The sequence below is a fragment of the Sorangium sp. So ce406 genome (genome assembly GCF_051474675.1).
Lineage (GTDB): Bacteria > Myxococcota_A > Polyangia > Polyangiales > Polyangiaceae > Sorangium > Sorangium cellulosum_G.
Genome location: NZ_CP150340.1, coordinates 7,195,609 through 7,213,504, shown reverse-complemented (window position 1 = coordinate 7,213,504; position 17,896 = coordinate 7,195,609). Strand labels below are relative to the sequence as shown.

Sequence of the window (17,896 nt, the reverse complement as noted above, 5' to 3'; positions counted from 1 at the left end):
AAGAGGGGCGTGGGCGCGATGGCGCCCGCTGTGCGCGCGGCGTCTGAACCGCTGTGCGCGCGGTGCCTTGGCTTCGCGTCACGCCTCCGCTTCACCGAACAACACGTGCATCGCATCGCGTCGCGGCACCCGCGCATCGCAGCACGCGCGCGACGCATGCGCGCACTCCTTCCGTCGGCCTTTCGTCTCGACGGATGTCAAGCGAATCGGTAGCCTCATCGACGCATGAGGCCGTGCCCGAACTGCGCGTGGATGCTCAAGGAGACAGACACTGCCTGCTCGATGTGTGGGGCGAGCGTGGCCGGCGCAGCTCCCGGAGCCTCTGTCCCGGTCGCGCCGCCGCCGGTGCAGGCGGGGGGCGCCTACGCTCAGCCCGGCCCTCCGGGCTACCCGGCGCAGCCGGGTGTCTCCGGCTATGGCGCCGCGGTGCCGCAGCCAGTGTCTCCGGGCTACGGCGCGATGGGGGGCGGGCAGGGCGCCTATCCGCCTCCGCCTCAGCCGGTTGGGCTCGGGGGCAGCCTTGCGGCGCCTGCCTCGCCTGGCGGCGCCACCCCGTTCTCGACGGGCGCGGACGCTCCCTTCCCGGTCTCTCCGTGGGCGCGCGCGGCGCCTTCGGCGGGGCTCACGTCGCAGCCGTCGTCACCTCAGCTGAACACGCCCGGGATCACGCCTGCCCAGCCGCCGCTTGCGTCGCCGATCCCGGGCATGGTGCCCGGCGCGGGCCTCGGCGGCGCGATGGCGCAGCAGCCCGTCCCGCAGGCGCCGGTGTTCGGCGCGCCCCCGCAGATGGTCGCGCCCCCGCCAATGGTCACGCCGGGGCTGGTGGCGCCGCCGCCGCTGGTGCAGGGAGGCGCGGTCGCGCCGCCGCCGCTGGTGCAGGGCGGGGTGCCCGCGGCGGTACCGACGGGGACGCCGGGGCTGGTGGCGCCGCCGCCGCTGGTGCAGGGAGGCGCGGTCGCGCCGCCGCCGCTGGTGCAGGGCGGGGTGCCCGCGGCGGGGCAGGTCAGGGCGCCGGCGATCGTCGCGCCGCCGGTGGTTCAGGGCGCGGTCCCGGGCGTCGCACCGGCGGTATCGGCGCAGCCGTCGCGCGTCCTCGTCGGCTTCATCGTGACGTTCCAGAACGATCCTGGCGGCAGCTTCTGGCCGATCTACAGCGGCCGCACCCAGGTCGGGCGCGCCGGGGCGGACCCGGGGACGGGGATCGGGCTCGCCGACGCGAGCGCCTCCTCGCGCCATGCGTCGCTCCATGCGGACCCGACGACGGGCCAGGTCTTCATCGAGGACGACGGCTCGCGGAACGGCACCTTCGTCAACGAGCAGCGCCTCGCGCAGGGCGAGCGCCGACAGCTCCGCGACAACGACCGATTACGGCTCGGAAGCACGACGTTCGTGGTGAAGGTGCTGGTGGCGTGAGCTGAAGCGTCCCGCCTGGCGCCGATGAACGGCGCTGCGCCTGCAGCGGAACAGAGGGGCGCCTCGGCGAGCGAGCTGTCGTGCTTCCAGCGCAGAGATCGAGGTGGCCAGCCCGGAGCGATCCTGCCGCTGAGCGCTGCTGTCGGTGCAGCCGAGAAGGGGGTAGCGCCCGAGATCTCGGCCTGACAGCAACCGATGGCTACTCTCCGCCTGCGCCCCCCGAGCCGCCCGCGCCCGCGCCGCCTCCCGTCGTCGTGCTTGCGCTGCTGCTGTCATCAGGCGCCTGGCATTTGAGGAATCCGCTGTTGTCGAGCGCACACGGCATTCCTGCGCAATCTTCATTCACAGCACAGGACTGACCATCGCCGCACCGCTTGTCGCAAAGCGTGCCTCCGCAGTCGACGTCGGTCTCCAGCCCGTCCTTCTGACCGTTCGCGCAGATCGGCGCAGGAGGCGGGATACGGCAATTGAAGTATTCGATGACCTCAGGGTCTTTGAGGACCTGCTTCACCTTTTTACCGTTCTCCTCCACCTCCTCTGTCGCCTCGCTCTGCGGGTAGCGAATGCTGAGCTTGATAAACCCACCATAGGTCTCCGTCGTTTCCGGAATCGTCGGGTCCGCATCCGGCGGAGGCTGGTTGCCAGGGTTCGCCTCCAGCACGGCTCGAGGTTGCAGCTTGGCTTGTCCTCTGACCGCGCACTCCTGGATGTCGACGCGATTAAAGTGGTGAGATGTTCCGTCTGCACAACTCACGTCGAGGACGTCCCTGGCCTCTGGAGTCGCCAGTGTGATCGTCCTGCCGATTTGGCCGGTGCTGTCGGTGCCGGGATCCGCGCACTCTTCTGCGCCAGCGTCGACATCCTCAGGGGTGCAGGGGACCTGAACGGTCACCGAGTAGCTGAATTCTCCTGAGAGCATGACAGCGCCGCACTCTGCTGCCTGGGTATCGAGGCGCTTGAACGCGATGCTCGTCGGCGGAAACGCCGCGATGTCAAGGGGGGGATCGAAGACGATTTGCCCGCCACCTTCGAGGAAGCAGACGTCCAGCTTCTCTCGGCTTGCAAAGGTACCGACTGGTGAGCTCTCGCCGGACGGCCAGCAGTGGGTCGAGGTTTCGGTCCGGAATTTGTGATAGCAGCTGCTCGAGTCGTCGAGGAAGACGCAGATGTTCTCGAACTCCTCGCCACAACCGGGCACAGAGACGGCCGCGGTCACGGCGAGGATCGGGGCGACGGCGGCGGCGAGCAAGACGTAACGGCGCATGGGCGCAGTCTACGCGGTCTCCGTGCGGGTAGGCCAGACTCGCAGAGGTCGCCCGCAGCGGCACCGGCGTGCGCCTCCGCCCCCCGCGCCGGCGGCTCGGCTCACAGCTCGGCGTAGGGCCCGGGGACGACGTACGCGTCGTCGTGGCCCGCGTACGTGAACACCCCCCAGCAGACGAGCTTGTACTTGATGGCGAACGCCATCGCCTCCCTCAGGCTCGCCTTCGGCGCGAGCACGGCGAGGTTCGAGCGGCGGACGCCCCACCAGCCCGGACCGTGCTGCAGCACCGCATCGTGGAGATCCTGCGTGGCGTGCTTCGGGTCCTCGAGCACCGCGAGGCGCAGCCGGACGAACGACTTGTCGCTCGACGGGAAGTCGAACCAGTACAGGTTCGACCGCGCCTGCTTCGGGGCGATGCTCCCGGCGCCCTGCGCCGCGAGGAATCGGGTGAGATCGTCCGGCGAGAGCTTCTGGGTGACCGGGTGCGTGTCGACGCCCTGGCACGTCTCGGGGCCGACCTTGAACTCGCCCAGCGTGAGCGACGGATCCGCGCCGTTCTCGGGTGTCAAGAGGTACCGGTCGATGTCGGGCAGGTCGCTCGGGTACTCGACGCCGGCGTCGATGCCGCTGCACGCCGGGACGCCCAGCGCAAGCGCGAGGGCCGCTGCCAGCGCAGGGCGTCGGGGCGCGCGGCGGCTCGGCGCCGGACGCTCGCGATCGTGGCTCATGCTGCGGGGGGGGCTCGGCGCGCTCGCCGCCGGTGCTCCGGCGGGCGCGCCCTTGCGGCTCGGTTTGCTTTCGTTCGACATGGCTCTCTCGCGGCACCTGGAGCGCCGCCTCGATCGGCGGGCGCAGCGCTGCCCGGGCCGGGCAATCATTCAATGCCGGACGCCTCGAGGGCAAACTCCTCTGCGAACATTTGGCTGGCGCGCCCCCGCTGGCCTAGAGTTCGGCCGATGAGGCACCTCGGAATGCCGATGCTCGCGCACGCCCCCGCCCTCCGCGCCAGGCGTCCGCTCGCAGCCACCCCACGGCGCGCTGGAGCGTCCTGCGCGGCCGTCGCCGCGATCGCGCTGCTCGCAGGCTGCGGCGGATCGCCCACCGCCCCCAGGCAGGACGACGTCTTCTACCTGCACGGCGCCGCCGGCCTCCTGAGCAAGGACTCCAGCTTCGAGGTGTACTTCCCGCCGCTCGACGCCCCGGCAACGGAGCGGGTGCCCCGCAGGATCGGCGTGGGCCTCATGAACGGCGACGTCCGCATGAGCCGCCCGATGGACTGGAACGTCGGCGGCGCCGACTACACGGCCGAGCGCCGGTTCATCACGTACCAGTCCCCGCGCCAGTTCCTGTTCTCGATCTACGAGCGCATCGACAGCCCCGAGGATCCGTGGCCCGACGTACTCAAGCGCTACGAGGCCGACCTCGAGGAGCAGGGCGCCGAGATCCTCTCCGGCCGCGCGCCGGTGGCGACCGCGAACACGCAGGGGCGCAGCTACGTCGTCAAGGCGAAGATCCCCTCGAAGCCCATCTCCGAGGCGTTCGCCCACGAGATCCTCATCCGGAGCCCTCGCCGCATCCTGCTCGTGCAGATCGTGCACCACGAGAACATCGACGCGAACGCCGACGAGATCACGGCGGCGCTGCAGAGCCTCACCGTCTACTGACGGTCGGGAGCCGCGTCCGCGCTCGCTGACGCCGGGCGCGGTCGCGGTCATCTGGCGCGCCGCGACCTCGCTCGCCGGCGCCGCGCGTCGCGACCGCGGCGCGCTGCTCCGGCGGCTCCGCTCGATCTGGCTCACATCGGCGGGGGCTCGCCCCGATCCTCGTCGTCCGCATCGTCGCTGCCCGCGAGGTGCTTGTCGTCGAGCGGGATCGTGATCACGAGCCGCTCCGCCGCGGAACCGCCGATCCACGCGGTGCGCTTGAGCGTCGCGGCGCGCGGCGAGCCGAGCTGGAACCGCGGCGCCTCCTCCGTGTCCACGTGGATCTCGAGCATCACGTCGTGGATGCCCGGCGTGAACGTCTCGATGATGCCGCGCACGAGCTCCTGACGGTGGCCCCCGGGCAAGAAGGAGAGGTACTCGTCGTAGCCGACGGGGCCGAGCACGACCTTGTAGCGGCCCGAGCCGTCGAACACGTAGCGCCCCAGGGTCAGGCTCTCGCCGAGCTGGTGGTTCATCACGCCGAGCTTGTTCCTGAACGGCTTCTCGATCTTCGTCCAGTGACCGACGAACTGCTCGATGCGCACGTCGATGTTCCCGAGCATCTCCGACAGCACGGTCTCGAGGCTCCGCGCCGAGCGCGACTTCGCGGCGAGGATGGGCGCGTAGCGGAGGAAGAAGAAGCGATCGAGCGGCGTCTCGTAGTCGCGGAACCCGTCGAGCCCGACCGCGCAGAGCATGCGGCGCGAGAACGGATCGGCGCCCTGCTTGCGGTAGGTGACGGGCAGCCGGTACTTGGTCCACGCGCGGTAGAGCAGCGACAGGAGCCGGTGATGGAAGACGTCGAGGAGCTCGCGGATGGGCTGCGGCCCGCCCTGGTAGTCGGCCAGCGCGATCTGCTCGATGAAGTACGCCGGCAGCGGCGACACCGAGCCGTACAGGCCGAGGAACGTCGTCGAGACGCGCGCGCGCTGCACCGCGTCCGGCGACTTGACCACCGCGAGCTCGCTCACGTCGCTCGACGCGAAGATGAGCGATGGGTCGCCGCGCAGCCGGATGCGCTCGTCCTGCACGGGCCCGAGCTGGCCCACCGGCGGCGCGGCGGGGAAGAGCCGCTCGAGCAGGTAAATGAGGCGGTAGTACGAGAAGCGCGGCGCGGTCGCCTCGAAGCGCCGGAGCGTCTCCAGCGCGGCGGGGTCGGCGCTCGCGGCGCCTCTCGGCGCAGCGGCCTTCAGATCAGGGTCAGGCTGCCGCTCTTCGGCTCCCATTTGTGCACCACGCGTGTGTTCGTGCCGGTGACCGTCAGCTGCGTGAACGAGTTCAACGAGACGTAAGACCCGAGCATCTCGTTCAGGATGCTCGCGAACAGGTACATCTCCCCCTCGCCGACGAACCCGCCCTCATCGAGCTCGATGTCGACCGCGACGCCGCGCACCGGCGCTCCGCGGTACAGCCGATCCGTCGGCCGCACCCGGATCGACTTGATCGCGGCCAGGCGGAGCTGGTTGGCGCGCGCCGCCTGGCGGTCGACGATCGCCTGGAAATTGTAGAGATCGACCGTCGCCCGGAGCACCTCGAGCTCGGTGATCGATCGGTAGCTCATCGCCATGTGCGCCAGCACGCGCCACTGCAGCTCGCGCCCGATCGGCGGCGGGAGCGGCGCGGTGACGCCGGTGAGGTTGGTGAAGCTCGCCACCGCGGGAGAGGTCGCCGTCGGCACCCGGAGATCGCCGACCCTGAGCTGCGCCGGCAGGCGGCGGTTCGTGCTCGTCGCCTCGATGCTGATCACGTCGAACTCGGGCAAGGCCCCCGCGTCCTGCGGCGAGCCGAACGACAGGTACATGTCGATCCCGTCGCCGATCGCGGCAGGGCGGAGGTGCGCCTGATAGAAGATGGTCCGCGCGGCGGCCTCGGGATCGAGCTCGTGCTGGAAGCTGAAGAACGAGGGGATCTCGACGCGCTGGCTCGTGCGCCGGGCGATCCCGACGACCTTGTCGATGCTGTGGATCTCGAAGGCGGCGGGCGCCGCGCCCGCCGGGCGGCAGAGGTACTCGTGCTTGGTGGCCTCGGGCTTGATCGGATCGCTCGTGTGCTCGAACAGGTTGACGACCGGCGAGCAGAACAGCCGGAGGTTCTCCTTGCCGACCCGCGTCCCCGGCGGGAGCCCGTCCTTGAACTGCAGCAGGATCGCGAACCGATCGGAGATCCGCTCCGTCGAGAGCGCCTGGAGGCCCGTCACCTCGAAGAACGCGAACTTCTGCGGCAGCGTGAAGAACTCCTGGAGCAGCCGGAAGCCGGGGTAGACGGTCTTCGGGTACGGGATCAGCGCCTCCTCGTCGGTGAAGCCCGTGAGCCGCACGGCGCGCGCGGGGAGCGACGCGATCGTCGTGTCGCGACCCGCGGCGTCGACCGCGGCGAGCGCGACGGTATCGACGTGCGCGCCGACCCAGAGGCGGAGATCGTCCTGGAGCCGGCGCTCGCCGTGGATGTAGAAGCGCAGCGACGAGAGCGACAGGCTCGACAGCGCGGCTCCCCCCGTCAGGCGGAGCTCGATGCGGAGCGTCTGCGCGAGCTGCGCGCCCGTGTCGACGCGCACGTCCTCGACCGCGAGCGGGACCAGCTCGACGTCCTGCGTCGTGCGGAACCGGCACGAGATGCCGTCGACCGGCACCGACCCGACCTCCGCGTGCCGGGCCACGACGAGCTTCTCGCGCACGACGTTCGGCAGCGGCGTGAACTCGATGATCGACGTCGCCGGGATCTGACGGAGGTAGTGCGGGAAGAGCAGCGACGCGACCGAGTGGATCACCTCGGGGAGCTCGTCGTCGAGCTTCTGGCGGATCTTGCCGGTCAGGAAGGCGACGCCCTCGAGCAGCCGCTCGACGTCGGGGTCGCCGCCGCGCTCCGCGAGCATGGGCGCGATCCCGGGATAGGCGGCGGCGAACTCCCGCCCCAGATCGCGCAGGTAGGTGAGCTCGTCCTGGTAGTACTTGTTGAACATCCTCTCGTCACCGCCAGTCGACCGCCGGGGCCGAAGCGTGTCAACCGCCGAGCGCCCCGGCGGCCCATCGACGCTACGTCATCCGGACGTTGCCGCTCTGGTCCACCGCGGCGCCGAGCCGGAGCGCCTGGCGCCGGCCGTCCGAGAACTGGATCTGCGCGGTGATCTCGAACTCGAGGACCATGGCCTGGATCGCGTCGCTGCGCAGGTGCCGGACCTGGACGTTCTTCAGCCGTGGCTCGTAGGTCTGGATGCAGTTCTTGATCGAGCGCTGCACCAGGCCGATCGCCTCGGGGAACTCGTGCAGCACCTCGGACACCTCCATGAGGCCGTAGTCCGGGCAGGTCAGCGAGCTGCCCTGGCGGGTGTTCAGCATGTGCGCGAGGTGCGTCAGGATCGCCGACTCCAGGTCGTGATCCCGGTACGTGTGCCGCTCCGTCGAGTGCGGGTCGGCAGCGTGCACGATGCGGGTAAGGAGCGATGCGCCGGCCACGGCGCAATCGTAGACCAGCTCGCGCCTCGAGCGGAAGCCCGCTCGTTCAGCGCGGGGTCAGCCAGTCGTCCTCGGCGGAGAGGCCCCCATCGTTCCAGGTCCAGACGACCTTCTGGTACGTGAACGCGACCTCCTCCTGCTCGGGCACGCGCGCCAGCACCGGGTTCCTCACGTTGAAGACGTGGAACTGGATGCTCGAGATGTTCGCGTTCGTGAGCTGGACCGTGAAGATCGGCCGCTCGACGCCGATCGCGACCGACCGGTAGAACTGGAGCTCCCAGTGCGGGATGTTCTCGTTGTGGCTGAGGATGTCGAGGAGGTGCGGGGTGGACCGATCGAGGTCCTTCGTGACGATGAACGGCTTGTGCATCCGCTTGCCCGTCGGACGCCCGGTCACCGGGTCGCGCGGACCGACCAGCGAGTGGAATACCTCAGTCACCAGGATGCTACCTTCACGCCCCTTCTGCGTGACGGAGCCCCTGATTTCCCCTTGTCTTGCGCCGACGAGTCTGAGGTAGGCGTGGAGGGGCATGCCAACATTCTGATCCTGCTGCGCGTGATGGCCATGCCTGATTTGAGGCCCCCTGGCACCCCCAGATCAGGACGACAAACGCAGCCGGGCGACCCGAAGGCCGCCCGGTGCGACGAGACCTCAGCCGCTAGGCGCTACTGGTTCGGCGACTCCCAGTCGTCGTCCGCCTGGCGGGCGCCGTCGCCGTCATCGTACGACCACTCGATCTTCTGGTACGTGAAGGCGATCTTCTCGTACTCGGGGATCTCCCGGGCGTCGGGCCGGCGGGTGTTCTCCATGTAGAAGTCGATGCTCGCGACGGTCGCGTTCGTGAGCTTGACCGTGTAGTGGTTCTGCTCCTTGCCGATGTTCTTCGCCGCCTGGGTACCCGGCGTGTAGAACTTGAGCTCCCACTCCGAGATGCTCTCGTTGTTGACCAAGGCGTTGTAGAGGAGGGGGGTGGCCTTGTCGAGCTCCTTCGTGATCACGAAGGGCTTGTGCTGCCGCTTCCCGCTCGGCATCCCGGTCGCCGGATCACGCGGGCTCACGATCTGATGCTGCACCGCGATGATGGCGATCGACTTCTCGCGGCCCTTCTGGGTGACCGAACCGTCGATCGGACCCTGCGTGACACCCTTCAGCTTAAGATGAGCTTGCAACGCCATGATCAAATGCCTCTTCCTTCGAGGTCTCGCCGCCTGGGCTCAGTCTACGCCCCATTGCGCGCTGGCAGACGGTTCGTCCCGTCGGGAGTAGGAGTCTGGATATCTAGAGATAAGACTCTCATCGTATCTCTATCCCTGCTCATCGCAGGGAGTCCAGAAGGTAACTCCCTATATGGGAGCGTCAAGACTTTTGTGTCCCAGAACAGCGGGTGGCCGCCGTTCGCCTACGTTCGCCGCTGTTCGCCGCTGTTCGCCGCTGTTCGCCGCTGTTCCCCGCCGTTCCCGATGGCCGAAATATTCCGTCGGCGTGACACCGCTTCGATAAGGAGGCATGGGCGTGTCCAGCGCGTTGCGAAGCTGCGGACGCTGTGGGCGACGTGACGATGAGCGATGCGGCGGCTCGATCCTGGGGTGGGCGCGACAGCCGACATGGAGAACAAGGTGGCCTGGCCGGCCAACGCGGCTGGCCGGCCAATGTGTGGCCGGCCAGCGTGTGGCCGGCCAACGGGGCAGGCAGGCCACGCGCTGGCCGGCCAGGTGTTCGGTCGCGAACTCGCCTCGGCGATGCCTTGCATGATACGAAGGGCGCGTGAGCATCGTTCGTTTCGGCTCCGTCGTCGGCCTGGGGCTCGCCGCCGCCCTCACGGGCTGCGGATCGTACCCCGAGCAGCCTCACGGCGAGCTGCAGACACGCAAGCAGAACCCGATCCCGGTGTGCACCGCCCAGCTTCCGCCCGCGCGGCGCGCGGCGGGGGACAAGGCCGCCGTCCGCACCCTCGACGCCGACCAGTGGCTGGGGATCGTCGTCCCCAGCTACAGCGAGCAGCGCGGGATCGGGGCGACCGACGTCGACTGCACCGGCCACTACGTGTTCGCCAACGAGACGCTGCGCGGCGGCGTCTCGAAAACTGGCTGGCCGCGCAAGATCGACCCCGACGAGGTCGAGATCCGCTCGGGGCCGGAGGGGCTGCGCGCGATCTGGGTGCGCGTCCTCAAGTTCGAGAACGGCGACGAGGGCGGCCTCGTCGCGCTCGTGCGCGCGGCCGGCGATCGCGCGGACGTCTACGGCGTCGGCAGCTTCCGCGCGCCAGGGAAGGGGACCAAGCTGTCGCCGGTGCGCCTCGGCAACGACAACCTCGTCGTGGCCGAGACGAAGAGCTGCCCCGATCCCGACGACTGCAGGCAACGAGCCCACTTCTACCTCGCGCGGAGGGGGCGGCTGATCGAGGCCGCCTCCGTCGACCTGGAGCGGACCGCGGTGGTCCCCTCGGTCACCGAGCGCGGGCTCTACGCCCGCTACGTGCTGCGCACCGACGTCTCGTACAAACCGAACGGGATCCAGCTCCTCGAGCAGGTGCGGGTGAAGATCGTGAAGTACGAGGACGGCAGCCGCGACAGCGACCGCGAGCTCCGCCGCGTCGAGTTCCAGCGCTTCCTCCGGGTGGAGCGGGATACGCTCTTCTCGTCGAACGATCCGCTCTGGGAGCGCGTCGTCGGACAGGACTAGAGCGGCAGCAGCGGCCCGGGGGCGGGAGGGGAGAGCGCGGGGGGGGCGGGTGGGGCCCGCCGAACTCGCAGGACGCGCGGCTCTCCCGCGCGGGGCGCGGACGAGCCGCGCGTGGATCTGCTCGGCCATCGGCCCGTCCCCGCCCGCCCTCCCGGCGCTCCCCCTCCCGCCCCCCCAGCCTCTCTACCGGGGGAAGAGGGGGCGCCGTCGCGAGGCGTGATGTTGGGCCGAAGCTTGAGAAGGGTGTCCGACGATGGCGCGGCGGTTTCGCCGGCGAGGTCACAGCCTCGCCGGCGAGGCGAGACGGTTACCAGCAGAACAGGGCGTTGCCGTAACCGCAGTTCGGGCGCTGGAACATCGCGTAGGCAGTGCCGACAGCGAGGCCGCTCAGGAAGCCGGTGACGCCGCCGATCGCGATCTGACCGGCGTGCTCGTGCGGCCGATTGTCCCCGGGGGCGACGCCGCGGGCGATCGAGGTGACCACCGAGGCGGTGAGGGGGAAAGCCACGTTGCCGATGAAACCACCGGCGTTGAAGCGGCCAGAGGAGTAACGGAAGGTGTCGACGAGGAAGATGCCCGTGCCCGCGCCCGTCGCGCCCCACGAGGCGAACGCGTGCGTGGAAGGGCCGCCGAAGGACTCGCAGTTCGAGTCGGACACGGCCGTCTTCGTCTGGTCAATCCCACAACCCCGGCGCGGCGACTCGATCGCGTCCTTGATCGGCAGGTCCACGAGCAGCGTCAGCGCCGTCATGGTCATGGCAGGCGCCAGGACCGAGAAATGCCAGCGCCCCTTCCAGCCGACCGTGGCCTCGGGATCGCTGTAGTAGACGCGCGGCATCAGGAAGACGACCGATGTCCCCAGCACGAGGCTCACATCCGAGACGGTGGCCCAGCTCTCATCGCGGCGTACCGTCGTCTGCGCAGCCGCCTCGCCGGGGGCGAGGAGGCACGCGGCGACGGCCAGACAACCTGCTGCTACGACTTTCTCCCTGATTCGCATGAACGGCGCCTCGCGTTCGGCTGCGCCACCGGCGAAGATCGGCGAGCCCAAGGCGCGGCTCGCCGCGTGAAGCCCCGCCGTTGAGGGGCGCTACCGTTTGTTCGGATTCCCAGAGACGGGGAAGCGGACGATGCTCCGGCCTCCCGACTCGCCGGATGACACGTAGTCCTCTGCGGCGGTCGCAGCGTACGCCCGGTAGAACTGCTCGCCAAATATTTCCCGAAACGTCTCCTTGTCCTCGCCCGAGTAGTCGCCGTGGCGGCGCTCGTACAGCCGCCAGAGCTCCTCGTACTTGTTCGAGAACAGCCCGCCTTTCTTGCCCTCGCGCTCGAGCTTCTCCTCGAGCGTCTTCGGCGCGAGCTTCACGAGCAGCGACCGGACACCCCCCATCACGCCGCTCAGGAGCGCCATCTGGTGGCTCATCACGTCGGCGAAGATCTCCTGCAACTGACGCGCGGCGTCCGCGCCCCCCTCGGGCGTGAGCAGCACCGAGCCGAGCGCCTTCGCGTCCTTCACGGTCGCGACCTTGTCGGTCTCCGCGGAACGATCGCGCGCGAGCACCTCGGCCTCGAACGTCTGGTAGCCGTCGCGCAAGCTCACGAAGCACTTCAGGAAGACCTCCATCGTGTCGCGGAGCCGCCGCGCGAAGTTGACGATTCCCGCGACGTCGTCCGGGGGCTTCGTGCCGGGCGCGAGGGCGCTCGCGAGCTCCGAGAGCGCCGCGAACGCCGCGTTCGCAGGGGCCAGCTCGCCGAGCGTGCGGTAGTCGACGCCGTAGTACTGAGAGATCTTCTGGAAGTCGCGCTCCGCGAGGACGCTCGGGTGCTCCTCGCCCAGCCGCCGCAGGTAGCTCTGGCGCGCGTCGGGCGGGAGCCGCGCGAGGTGATCCCAGATCATCCGGTAGACCGCGGCCCACGCGGTCCGGTACGCCTCCAGGTACGGGACCACCTGGCGCAGGTACGGGTCCTCGCCGCCCGGCGCGGCGCGCTTCTGCGGCGTGAGCAGCGCGGAGAGGTGCTCGCCGCTCGTGCCGAGCAGCGTGCCGTCGTTCGGGCTCTCGGCCTTCAGCGGCGCCTCGATGATGGCGAGCCGGATCTGGATCGGGCCGATCGTGATCTCCGGCTGGCTGCTCACGTCCACCGACGTGTCGCGCGCCAGCCGGTGCCCGGCGAACATCGTCCCGTTCGTGGAGCCGAGGTCCCGGACGAGGATCCGGCGATCGCGGACGTCCACGTCCACCGCCGCATGGAACTGGGAGATGTACGGCCGGTCGATGTGAAGATCGTTCAGCTGGTTCCTGCCGATCCGGACAGGGAAGCGCTCGAACGAAGCGTCGAAGCTTTGGTTGGCCTGGGTGTCGGACACGCGGGCCGAGAGCGCCGCCGGCATGGGTGCAGACTAGCAGACCCGCTCCGCCGCACGGGAGTGCCTGACGTCGCTCCCCACCACGCGGTCCTCCGACGCGCACCCCGGCCGCCGACCCGCGGCGCTCCCGCGCGCCCGACGGGTTTCTTGACCAGTTTGCCTACATGGTGCGACCTTAAACCACACATGAGCCTCGTCCATAAGATCCCTCCCATGGTCTCGGCCCTGGCGTTTGGCTACGGGGTCGGGATGGCGGCGCCGCAGTCGGCGATCTCGTCGGTCCAGTCGGCGGTGTCGACCTACCAGGTGGGCGGAGCGCGGACCACGGCGCCCATCACGGCCGCGGCGCTCGCCGCCGCGCCGCCAACGTACGCGCCGCCAGCGCGCGGCCCCGGCGCCACGGCGGCGCCGCCGGGGAGCGAGTCACGGGAGCTGTCGCGGCTGCGCGACGTGGCGGGGCGCGACGCGCGGGAGGGCGCCTCCTGCGAGCTGGATCGGCCGAGCTACTCGCGGCCGCCGCGCGCGTTCTCCGCCGAGGGCAGCTACGCCGACGACGTGGACGACCTCGACGCGGCCGGCGCCGAGGCGCTCTCGAGGTTGCAGCTGCCGGACCTCCGGCTCGCCGTGTCGCGCCGCACCCTCAAGTATGTCCGCTTCTTCACGCGCACCGACCGCGGGCGGCAGATGTTCGAGACATGGCTGAAGCGCAGCGGGCGCTACCAGGAGATGATCCAGGCCGAGCTCAGGGACCGGCGGCTGCCGGAAGATCTCATCTGGGTCTCCATGATCGAGAGCGGCTTCGACCCGACGGCGAAGTCGCCGGCCGGCGCCGTCGGGCTCTGGCAGTTCATGCCCGCCACCGGGGCCGTCTACGGGCTCCAGCAGAGCCGGCACCTCGACCAGCGGAAGAACCCGCGCCTCGCCACGCAGGCGGCCGCCCACCACCTGCGCGATCTCTACATGCGCTTCGGGAGCTGGGATCTCGCGCTCGCGGCCTACAACATGGGCTACGAGCAGCTCCTCGACCGGATCGACCGGTACGGCACGTCCGACTTCAACGAGCTGGCGCGCCAGGAGGCGATCCCGTCGGAGACCGCGGCCTACGTGCCGAAGATCGGGGCGGTGGCGATCGTGGCGAACAACCTGGAGCGGTTCGGCTTCGATCAGGTCGAGGTGAGCCGGCCGGTCGACGCCGCCGAGATCGCGGCGCCGCCGGGGACGCCGCTCAAGACGCTGGCCAAGGCGGCGGGCGTCGCGACCTCGACGCTGCGGAAGCTGAACCCCGACATCCTGGGAGACCGCGTGCCGCCCGGCCGCGGGGACTTCCTCGTGATGCTCCCGTCGGACACGCTGGCCCGGGCGCAGGCGGCGCTGCCCGCGATGCTCTCCACGGAGCTGCTCGCCACCGACGACTCGTCGATCCTCGATCCCGTCGACCTGCTCGGCGGGCGCGACTTCGCGCCGCGCAAGGGGTATCGCGACGACGAGAGCTTGCTCTCGCTCCTCCCGAAGCCGCGGAAGCGGACGGTCGACCCGATAGATTCGGCCGACGACGATCGCGCCGCGAGCCGCAAGCGGCGCTCGATGCGCGATCCGGTGGTCGCAGCGTCGCTCGACGACGGCGCGGACGGCCCGCCGGACGAGGACGACGGGGGTCGCGCCCCGCTGCGGTCGAGGCCCGCGCGTGGGCAGGCGAAGCGCGAGGTGATGCTCTACCGCGTCGGGCCCGGCGACACGCTGATCGGCGTGGCGCGGCAGTTCGTCATAGACGTCGAGGACGTCGCGCGCGATAACGGCATTGACCCGGATCAGAAGCTCCGCGTCGGGGCCCTGCTGAAGCTGCGGATACGGCCCGACATGGTGGACCGCGTCTCCGCCGGCGAGGCGCACGCCGCGCAGGCGAAGGACGACAAGCGCCCAGACGACGCGGCGCCGCCCAGCGAGGTGACCCGCGGCGGTGCCAAGCCGCCCGCGCGCGAGCGCGGCGAGGCCGGCGGGGCCGAGGGCAGCGCCCCGGAGGCCGCGGAGAAGAAGCGCAAAGGGCGAGGCTGACGACGGCGCTTTCGGACGAGGGCGCGCCTCGGTTAGCATGCCGCGCATGCAGCTCGTCGACACCAAGGCCATCGTCAAGCGACTCACCAAGAACTGCACTTCAGCCCTCGAGGCGGCGATTGGCCAGTGTGTCAACGCGCGCCACTACGAGGTCACCCTCGAGCACCTGCTCCTCGCGTTGCTCGACGACGCGAACTCGGACATCGCGTTTCTGGTCTCCCACTATGATCTCGATCCGTCGCACCTCCGCGCGGCGCTCCAGCGCAGCCTGGAAGAGCTGAGGAAGGGCAACGCCGGGAGGCCCGTGCTCTCGCCGACGATGCTCGAGTGGATGCAGGACGCCTATCTGGTCGGATCCATGGAGTACGGCTACCAGCGGGTGCGGAGCGGGGTGCTCTTCCAGCGCCTCGTCCAGCAGCCGACCCGCTACTCGGTGAGCAGCATCGGCGCTTACCTCGAGGGGATCTCGAAAGACGATCTCAAGAACAACCTCCCCAAGATCGTCTCCGGCTCGAAGGAGGAGGCCGAGGCCGCCGCGGCGTCCGCGGGCGCAGGCGCGCCCGGGGCGGGGAAACTACCGGCTGGGATGGCGAGCGCCGGGCCCGACTCGGCCCTCGCGAAGTTCTGCGTCGACTACACGGGCAAGGCGCGTGCGGGGCAGATCGACCCGATCTTCGGCCGCGAGCGGGAGATCCGGCAGGTCATCGACATCCTCGCGCGCCGGCGCAAGAACAACCCGATCATCGTCGGCGACGCGGGCGTCGGGAAGACGGCGCTCGTCGAGGGGCTCGCGCTGCTCATCGTCGAGAGCACGCCGGAGAACCCGAAGGTGCCGCCGCTGCTCCAGGGGGTCGACATCCTCGGGCTCGACATGGGGCTCCTCCAGGCAGGGGCCGGCGTGAAGGGCGAGTTCGAGAACCGGATGAAGCAGGTGATCGCCGAGGTGAAGGGGTCGCCGAAGCCGATCATCCTCTTCATCGACGAGGCGCACACGCTGATCGGCGCGGGCGGGCAGCAGGGCGGCGGCGACGCGGCCAACCTGCTCAAGCCGGCGCTCGCCCGCGGCGAGCTCCGGACGATCGCGGCGACGACGTGGAGCGAGTACAAGAAGTACATCGAGAAGGATGCGGCGCTCGAGCGGCGCTTCCAGCCGGTCAAGGTCGACGAGCCGAGCGAGCCGGCGGCCGTCGTCATGCTCCGCGGGCTGCGGCCGAAGTTCGAGCAGGCCCACAACGTCATCATCCAGGACGAGGCGGTGACCGCGGCCGTGCGGCTGTCGGCGCGCTACCTCACCGGCAGGCAGCTCCCGGACAAGGCGGTCGACCTGCTCGACACCTGCGCGGCCCGCGTGAAGGTCGCGCTGCAGCAGCGCCCCGCCGCGGTCGAGGACGCGGAGATCCTCATCGTGAACACCGAGACCGAGCTCAAGGCGCTCGAGCGGGATCGCGACAGGGGCGTGCACATCGATCAGGAGCGGGTCGGCGCGCTGACGGACAGGCTCGCGAAGGCGAAGACCGAGCTCGAGACGGTGCGCGCCGCGTACGCGAAGGAGACGGCGGGCACGCAGCGGGTCATCGACGCCCGCAAGAAGATGGACGAGGCCAAGACGAACGAGGAGCGCGACGCCGCGCGCCGCGAGGTGGTCAAGGCCCTCGACGAGCTCAAGCAGAGCCAGGGCGAGGTGCCGCTGGTCCGGCCGGACGTCGACGAGGCGATGGTCGCGAGCGTCGTCGCGGCATGGACGGGCATCCCCGTCGGCAAGATGGTCCAGGACGACGTGAAGGCGCTCCTCGAGATGGAGGACCGGCTGACCCGGCGGATCAAGGGGCAGACGCACGGCATCGTGAGCATCTCCAAGGAGCTGCGGAGCGCGCGCGCGGGCCTGAAGCCGCTGAGCACGCCGCAGGGCGTGTTCCTGCTCGTCGGGCCGAGCGGCGTCGGCAAGACGGAGACCGCGCTCGGGATCGCCGACCTCATGTTCGGCGGCGAGCGGATGATGACGGTCATCAACATGTCCGAGTTCCAGGAGAAGCACACGGTCTCCCGGCTCATCGGCTCGCCCCCCGGCTACGTCGGCTACGGCGAGGGCGGCATGCTCACCGAGGCCGTGCGCCAGCGGCCCTACACGGTGGTGCTCCTCGACGAGGTCGAGAAGGCCGACCCCGACGTGATGAACCTGTTCTACCAGGTGTTCGACAAGGGCATGCTGAGCGACGGCGAGGGGCGGCTCGTCGACTTCAAGAACACGGTCATCATCCTCACGAGCAACCTCGCGACCGACAAGATCACGAACATGACGGTCGCCGCGCGGGAAGAAGACCCGGCGCGGCGGCTCGACGCGGACGGGGAGTTCATCAAGGAGGTCGTCGAGGCGATCAAGCCGACGCTCTCGGCGCACTTCAAGCCGGCGCTCCTCGCCCGCATGACCACGGTGCCGTACCTGCCGATCTCGCCGGACGCGCTCGGCGAGATCACGCGGCTCAAGCTCGACGCGCTCGTCGACCGCCTGCGCAAGAGCCAGCGGATCGAGGCGTCGTACTCGGACGCGCTCGTCGACACGATCGCGGCGCGCTGCACCGAGGTCGACACGGGCGCGCGCAACATCGACCACATCCTCCGGGCGTCGCTCCTGCCGCAGCTCTCGGTCGCCGTCCTCGAGAAGATGGCGGAGGGGTCGCTCCCGAAGCGGCTCCAGATCGGGGTCGACGCCGAGAAGAACTTCACGATCGCGTTCTCGGACTGATCGACGCCGCCCGGCGCACCGAAAGTTGTACGGGCCGAGGGACTCCGCATAAATTGGTGGAGCATGGTCGCGTTCGCCAAGCTCCGACAGCGTTCGATGTGGATCGGGGCGCCGCGCTCGCCCTCGCCGGAACCGGGAGGGGAGGGCGCGGCGCGCCGGCCGCGGTCCCGACGATGGCCGGCGTCGCTCCCCCGCGGGGCGACCCTGGCGAAGGTCGCCGC

General features: G+C 70.0%; 14 protein-coding genes. 5 read left to right on the top strand and 9 right to left on the bottom strand.

Annotation, left to right across the window (positions count from 1 at the left end):
• Positions 1-705: 705 nt before the first annotated feature.
• Positions 706-1,413 carry an FHA domain-containing protein gene (locus WME96_RS26700; RefSeq protein WP_437284411.1) on the top strand — a complete coding sequence of 236 codons (708 nt, stop codon included), beginning with the start codon at positions 706-708 and terminating at the stop codon, positions 1,411-1,413.
• A 199-nt stretch (positions 1,414-1,612) separates the two neighbouring features.
• Here the strand turns inward: WME96_RS26700 and WME96_RS26695 are convergent, their stop codons facing one another.
• Both WME96_RS26695 and WME96_RS26690 read right to left on the bottom strand, forming a co-directional pair.
• Positions 1,613-2,677, bottom strand: a complete 1,065-nt coding sequence (locus tag WME96_RS26695; RefSeq protein ID WP_437284410.1) for a hypothetical protein — start codon at positions 2,675-2,677, stop codon at positions 1,613-1,615.
• A 101-nt stretch (positions 2,678-2,778) separates the two neighbouring features.
• A complete protein-coding gene (locus WME96_RS26690; RefSeq protein WP_437284409.1) occupies positions 2,779-3,486 on the bottom strand; it encodes a hypothetical protein in 708 nt (235 codons plus the stop codon).
• A gap of 147 nt (positions 3,487-3,633) precedes the next feature.
• Between WME96_RS26690 and WME96_RS26685 the strand changes: the two genes are divergently transcribed.
• On the top strand, positions 3,634-4,341 hold the full coding sequence (locus tag WME96_RS26685) for a hypothetical protein (RefSeq protein ID WP_437284408.1): 708 nt from the start codon (positions 3,634-3,636) through the stop codon (positions 4,339-4,341).
• Positions 4,342-4,472: 131 nt separating this feature from the next.
• Here the strand turns inward: WME96_RS26685 and tssG are convergent, their stop codons facing one another.
• From tssG to WME96_RS26660, 5 genes are all read right to left on the bottom strand, one after another.
• A complete protein-coding gene (tssG, locus tag WME96_RS26680) occupies positions 4,473-5,606 on the bottom strand; it encodes a type VI secretion system baseplate subunit TssG (protein WP_437284407.1) in 1,134 nt (377 codons plus the stop codon).
• Positions 5,570-7,339, bottom strand: a complete 1,770-nt coding sequence (gene tssF / locus WME96_RS26675) for a type VI secretion system baseplate subunit TssF (protein WP_437284406.1) — start codon at positions 7,337-7,339, stop codon at positions 5,570-5,572. The genes tssG and tssF overlap by 37 nt, the downstream gene beginning before the upstream one ends.
• A gap of 73 nt (positions 7,340-7,412) precedes the next feature.
• Positions 7,413-7,832: a type VI secretion system baseplate subunit TssE gene (gene tssE, locus WME96_RS26670; RefSeq protein ID WP_437284405.1), complete on the bottom strand. Its 420-nt coding sequence runs from the start codon at positions 7,830-7,832 to the stop codon at positions 7,413-7,415.
• A 46-nt stretch (positions 7,833-7,878) separates the two neighbouring features.
• Positions 7,879-8,364, bottom strand: a complete 486-nt coding sequence (tssD, locus tag WME96_RS26665; RefSeq protein WP_437284404.1) for a type VI secretion system tube protein TssD — start codon at positions 8,362-8,364, stop codon at positions 7,879-7,881.
• Positions 8,365-8,498: 134 nt separating this feature from the next.
• Positions 8,499-9,008, bottom strand: a complete 510-nt coding sequence (locus WME96_RS26660; RefSeq protein WP_437284403.1) for an Hcp family type VI secretion system effector — start codon at positions 9,006-9,008, stop codon at positions 8,499-8,501.
• 589 nt (positions 9,009-9,597) lie between these two features.
• Between WME96_RS26660 and WME96_RS26655 the strand changes: the two genes are divergently transcribed.
• Positions 9,598-10,515, top strand: a complete 918-nt coding sequence (locus WME96_RS26655) for a hypothetical protein (RefSeq protein ID WP_437284402.1) — start codon at positions 9,598-9,600, stop codon at positions 10,513-10,515.
• 307 nt (positions 10,516-10,822) lie between these two features.
• On the opposite strand, the gene WME96_RS26650 is transcribed toward WME96_RS26655, so the two are convergent.
• Both WME96_RS26650 and WME96_RS26645 read right to left on the bottom strand, forming a co-directional pair.
• The gene (locus WME96_RS26650; protein WP_433926675.1) at positions 10,823-11,566 is read right to left on the bottom strand and encodes a hypothetical protein; all 744 of its coding nucleotides are present in this window, start codon (positions 11,564-11,566) and stop codon (positions 10,823-10,825) included.
• A gap of 39 nt (positions 11,567-11,605) precedes the next feature.
• Entirely contained in the window at positions 11,606-12,904 is a 1,299-nt protein-coding gene (locus WME96_RS26645) for a type VI secretion system-associated FHA domain protein (protein WP_433926674.1), read from the bottom strand.
• A gap of 189 nt (positions 12,905-13,093) precedes the next feature.
• Here WME96_RS26645 and WME96_RS26640 point away from each other — a divergent pair, with 189 nt between their 5' ends.
• Positions 13,094-14,932: a transglycosylase SLT domain-containing protein gene (locus tag WME96_RS26640; RefSeq protein WP_437284401.1), complete on the top strand. Its 1,839-nt coding sequence runs from the start codon at positions 13,094-13,096 to the stop codon at positions 14,930-14,932.
• Between the two features lie 37 nt (positions 14,933-14,969).
• Positions 14,970-17,675: a type VI secretion system ATPase TssH gene (gene tssH / locus WME96_RS26635; RefSeq protein WP_437284400.1), complete on the top strand. Its 2,706-nt coding sequence runs from the start codon at positions 14,970-14,972 to the stop codon at positions 17,673-17,675.
• Positions 17,676-17,896 lie beyond the last annotated feature (221 nt).

Excerpts from the sequence above, each read along its gene's own strand:
- WME96_RS26700 (WP_437284411.1), top strand. The coding sequence starts at position 706 with ATGGTGCCCGGCGCGGGCCTCGGCGGCGCGATGGCGCAGCAGCCCGTC.
- WME96_RS26695 (WP_437284410.1), bottom strand. The coding sequence starts at position 2,677 with ATGCGCCGTTACGTCTTGCTCGCCGCCGCCGTCGCCCCGATCCTCGCC.
- WME96_RS26690 (WP_437284409.1), bottom strand. The coding sequence starts at position 3,486 with ATGTCGAACGAAAGCAAACCGAGCCGCAAGGGCGCGCCCGCCGGAGCA.
- WME96_RS26685 (WP_437284408.1), top strand. The coding sequence starts at position 3,634 with ATGAGGCACCTCGGAATGCCGATGCTCGCGCACGCCCCCGCCCTCCGC.
- tssG (WP_437284407.1), bottom strand. The coding sequence starts at position 5,606 with ATGGGAGCCGAAGAGCGGCAGCCTGACCCTGATCTGAAGGCCGCTGCG.
- tssF (WP_437284406.1), bottom strand. The coding sequence starts at position 7,339 with ATGTTCAACAAGTACTACCAGGACGAGCTCACCTACCTGCGCGATCTG.
- tssD (WP_437284404.1), bottom strand. The coding sequence starts at position 8,364 with ATGCCCCTCCACGCCTACCTCAGACTCGTCGGCGCAAGACAAGGGGAA.
- WME96_RS26660 (WP_437284403.1), bottom strand. The coding sequence starts at position 9,008 with ATGGCGTTGCAAGCTCATCTTAAGCTGAAGGGTGTCACGCAGGGTCCG.
- WME96_RS26645 (WP_433926674.1), bottom strand. The coding sequence starts at position 12,904 with ATGCCGGCGGCGCTCTCGGCCCGCGTGTCCGACACCCAGGCCAACCAA.
- WME96_RS26640 (WP_437284401.1), top strand. The coding sequence starts at position 13,094 with ATGGTCTCGGCCCTGGCGTTTGGCTACGGGGTCGGGATGGCGGCGCCG.
- tssH (WP_437284400.1), top strand. The coding sequence starts at position 14,970 with ATGCCGCGCATGCAGCTCGTCGACACCAAGGCCATCGTCAAGCGACTC.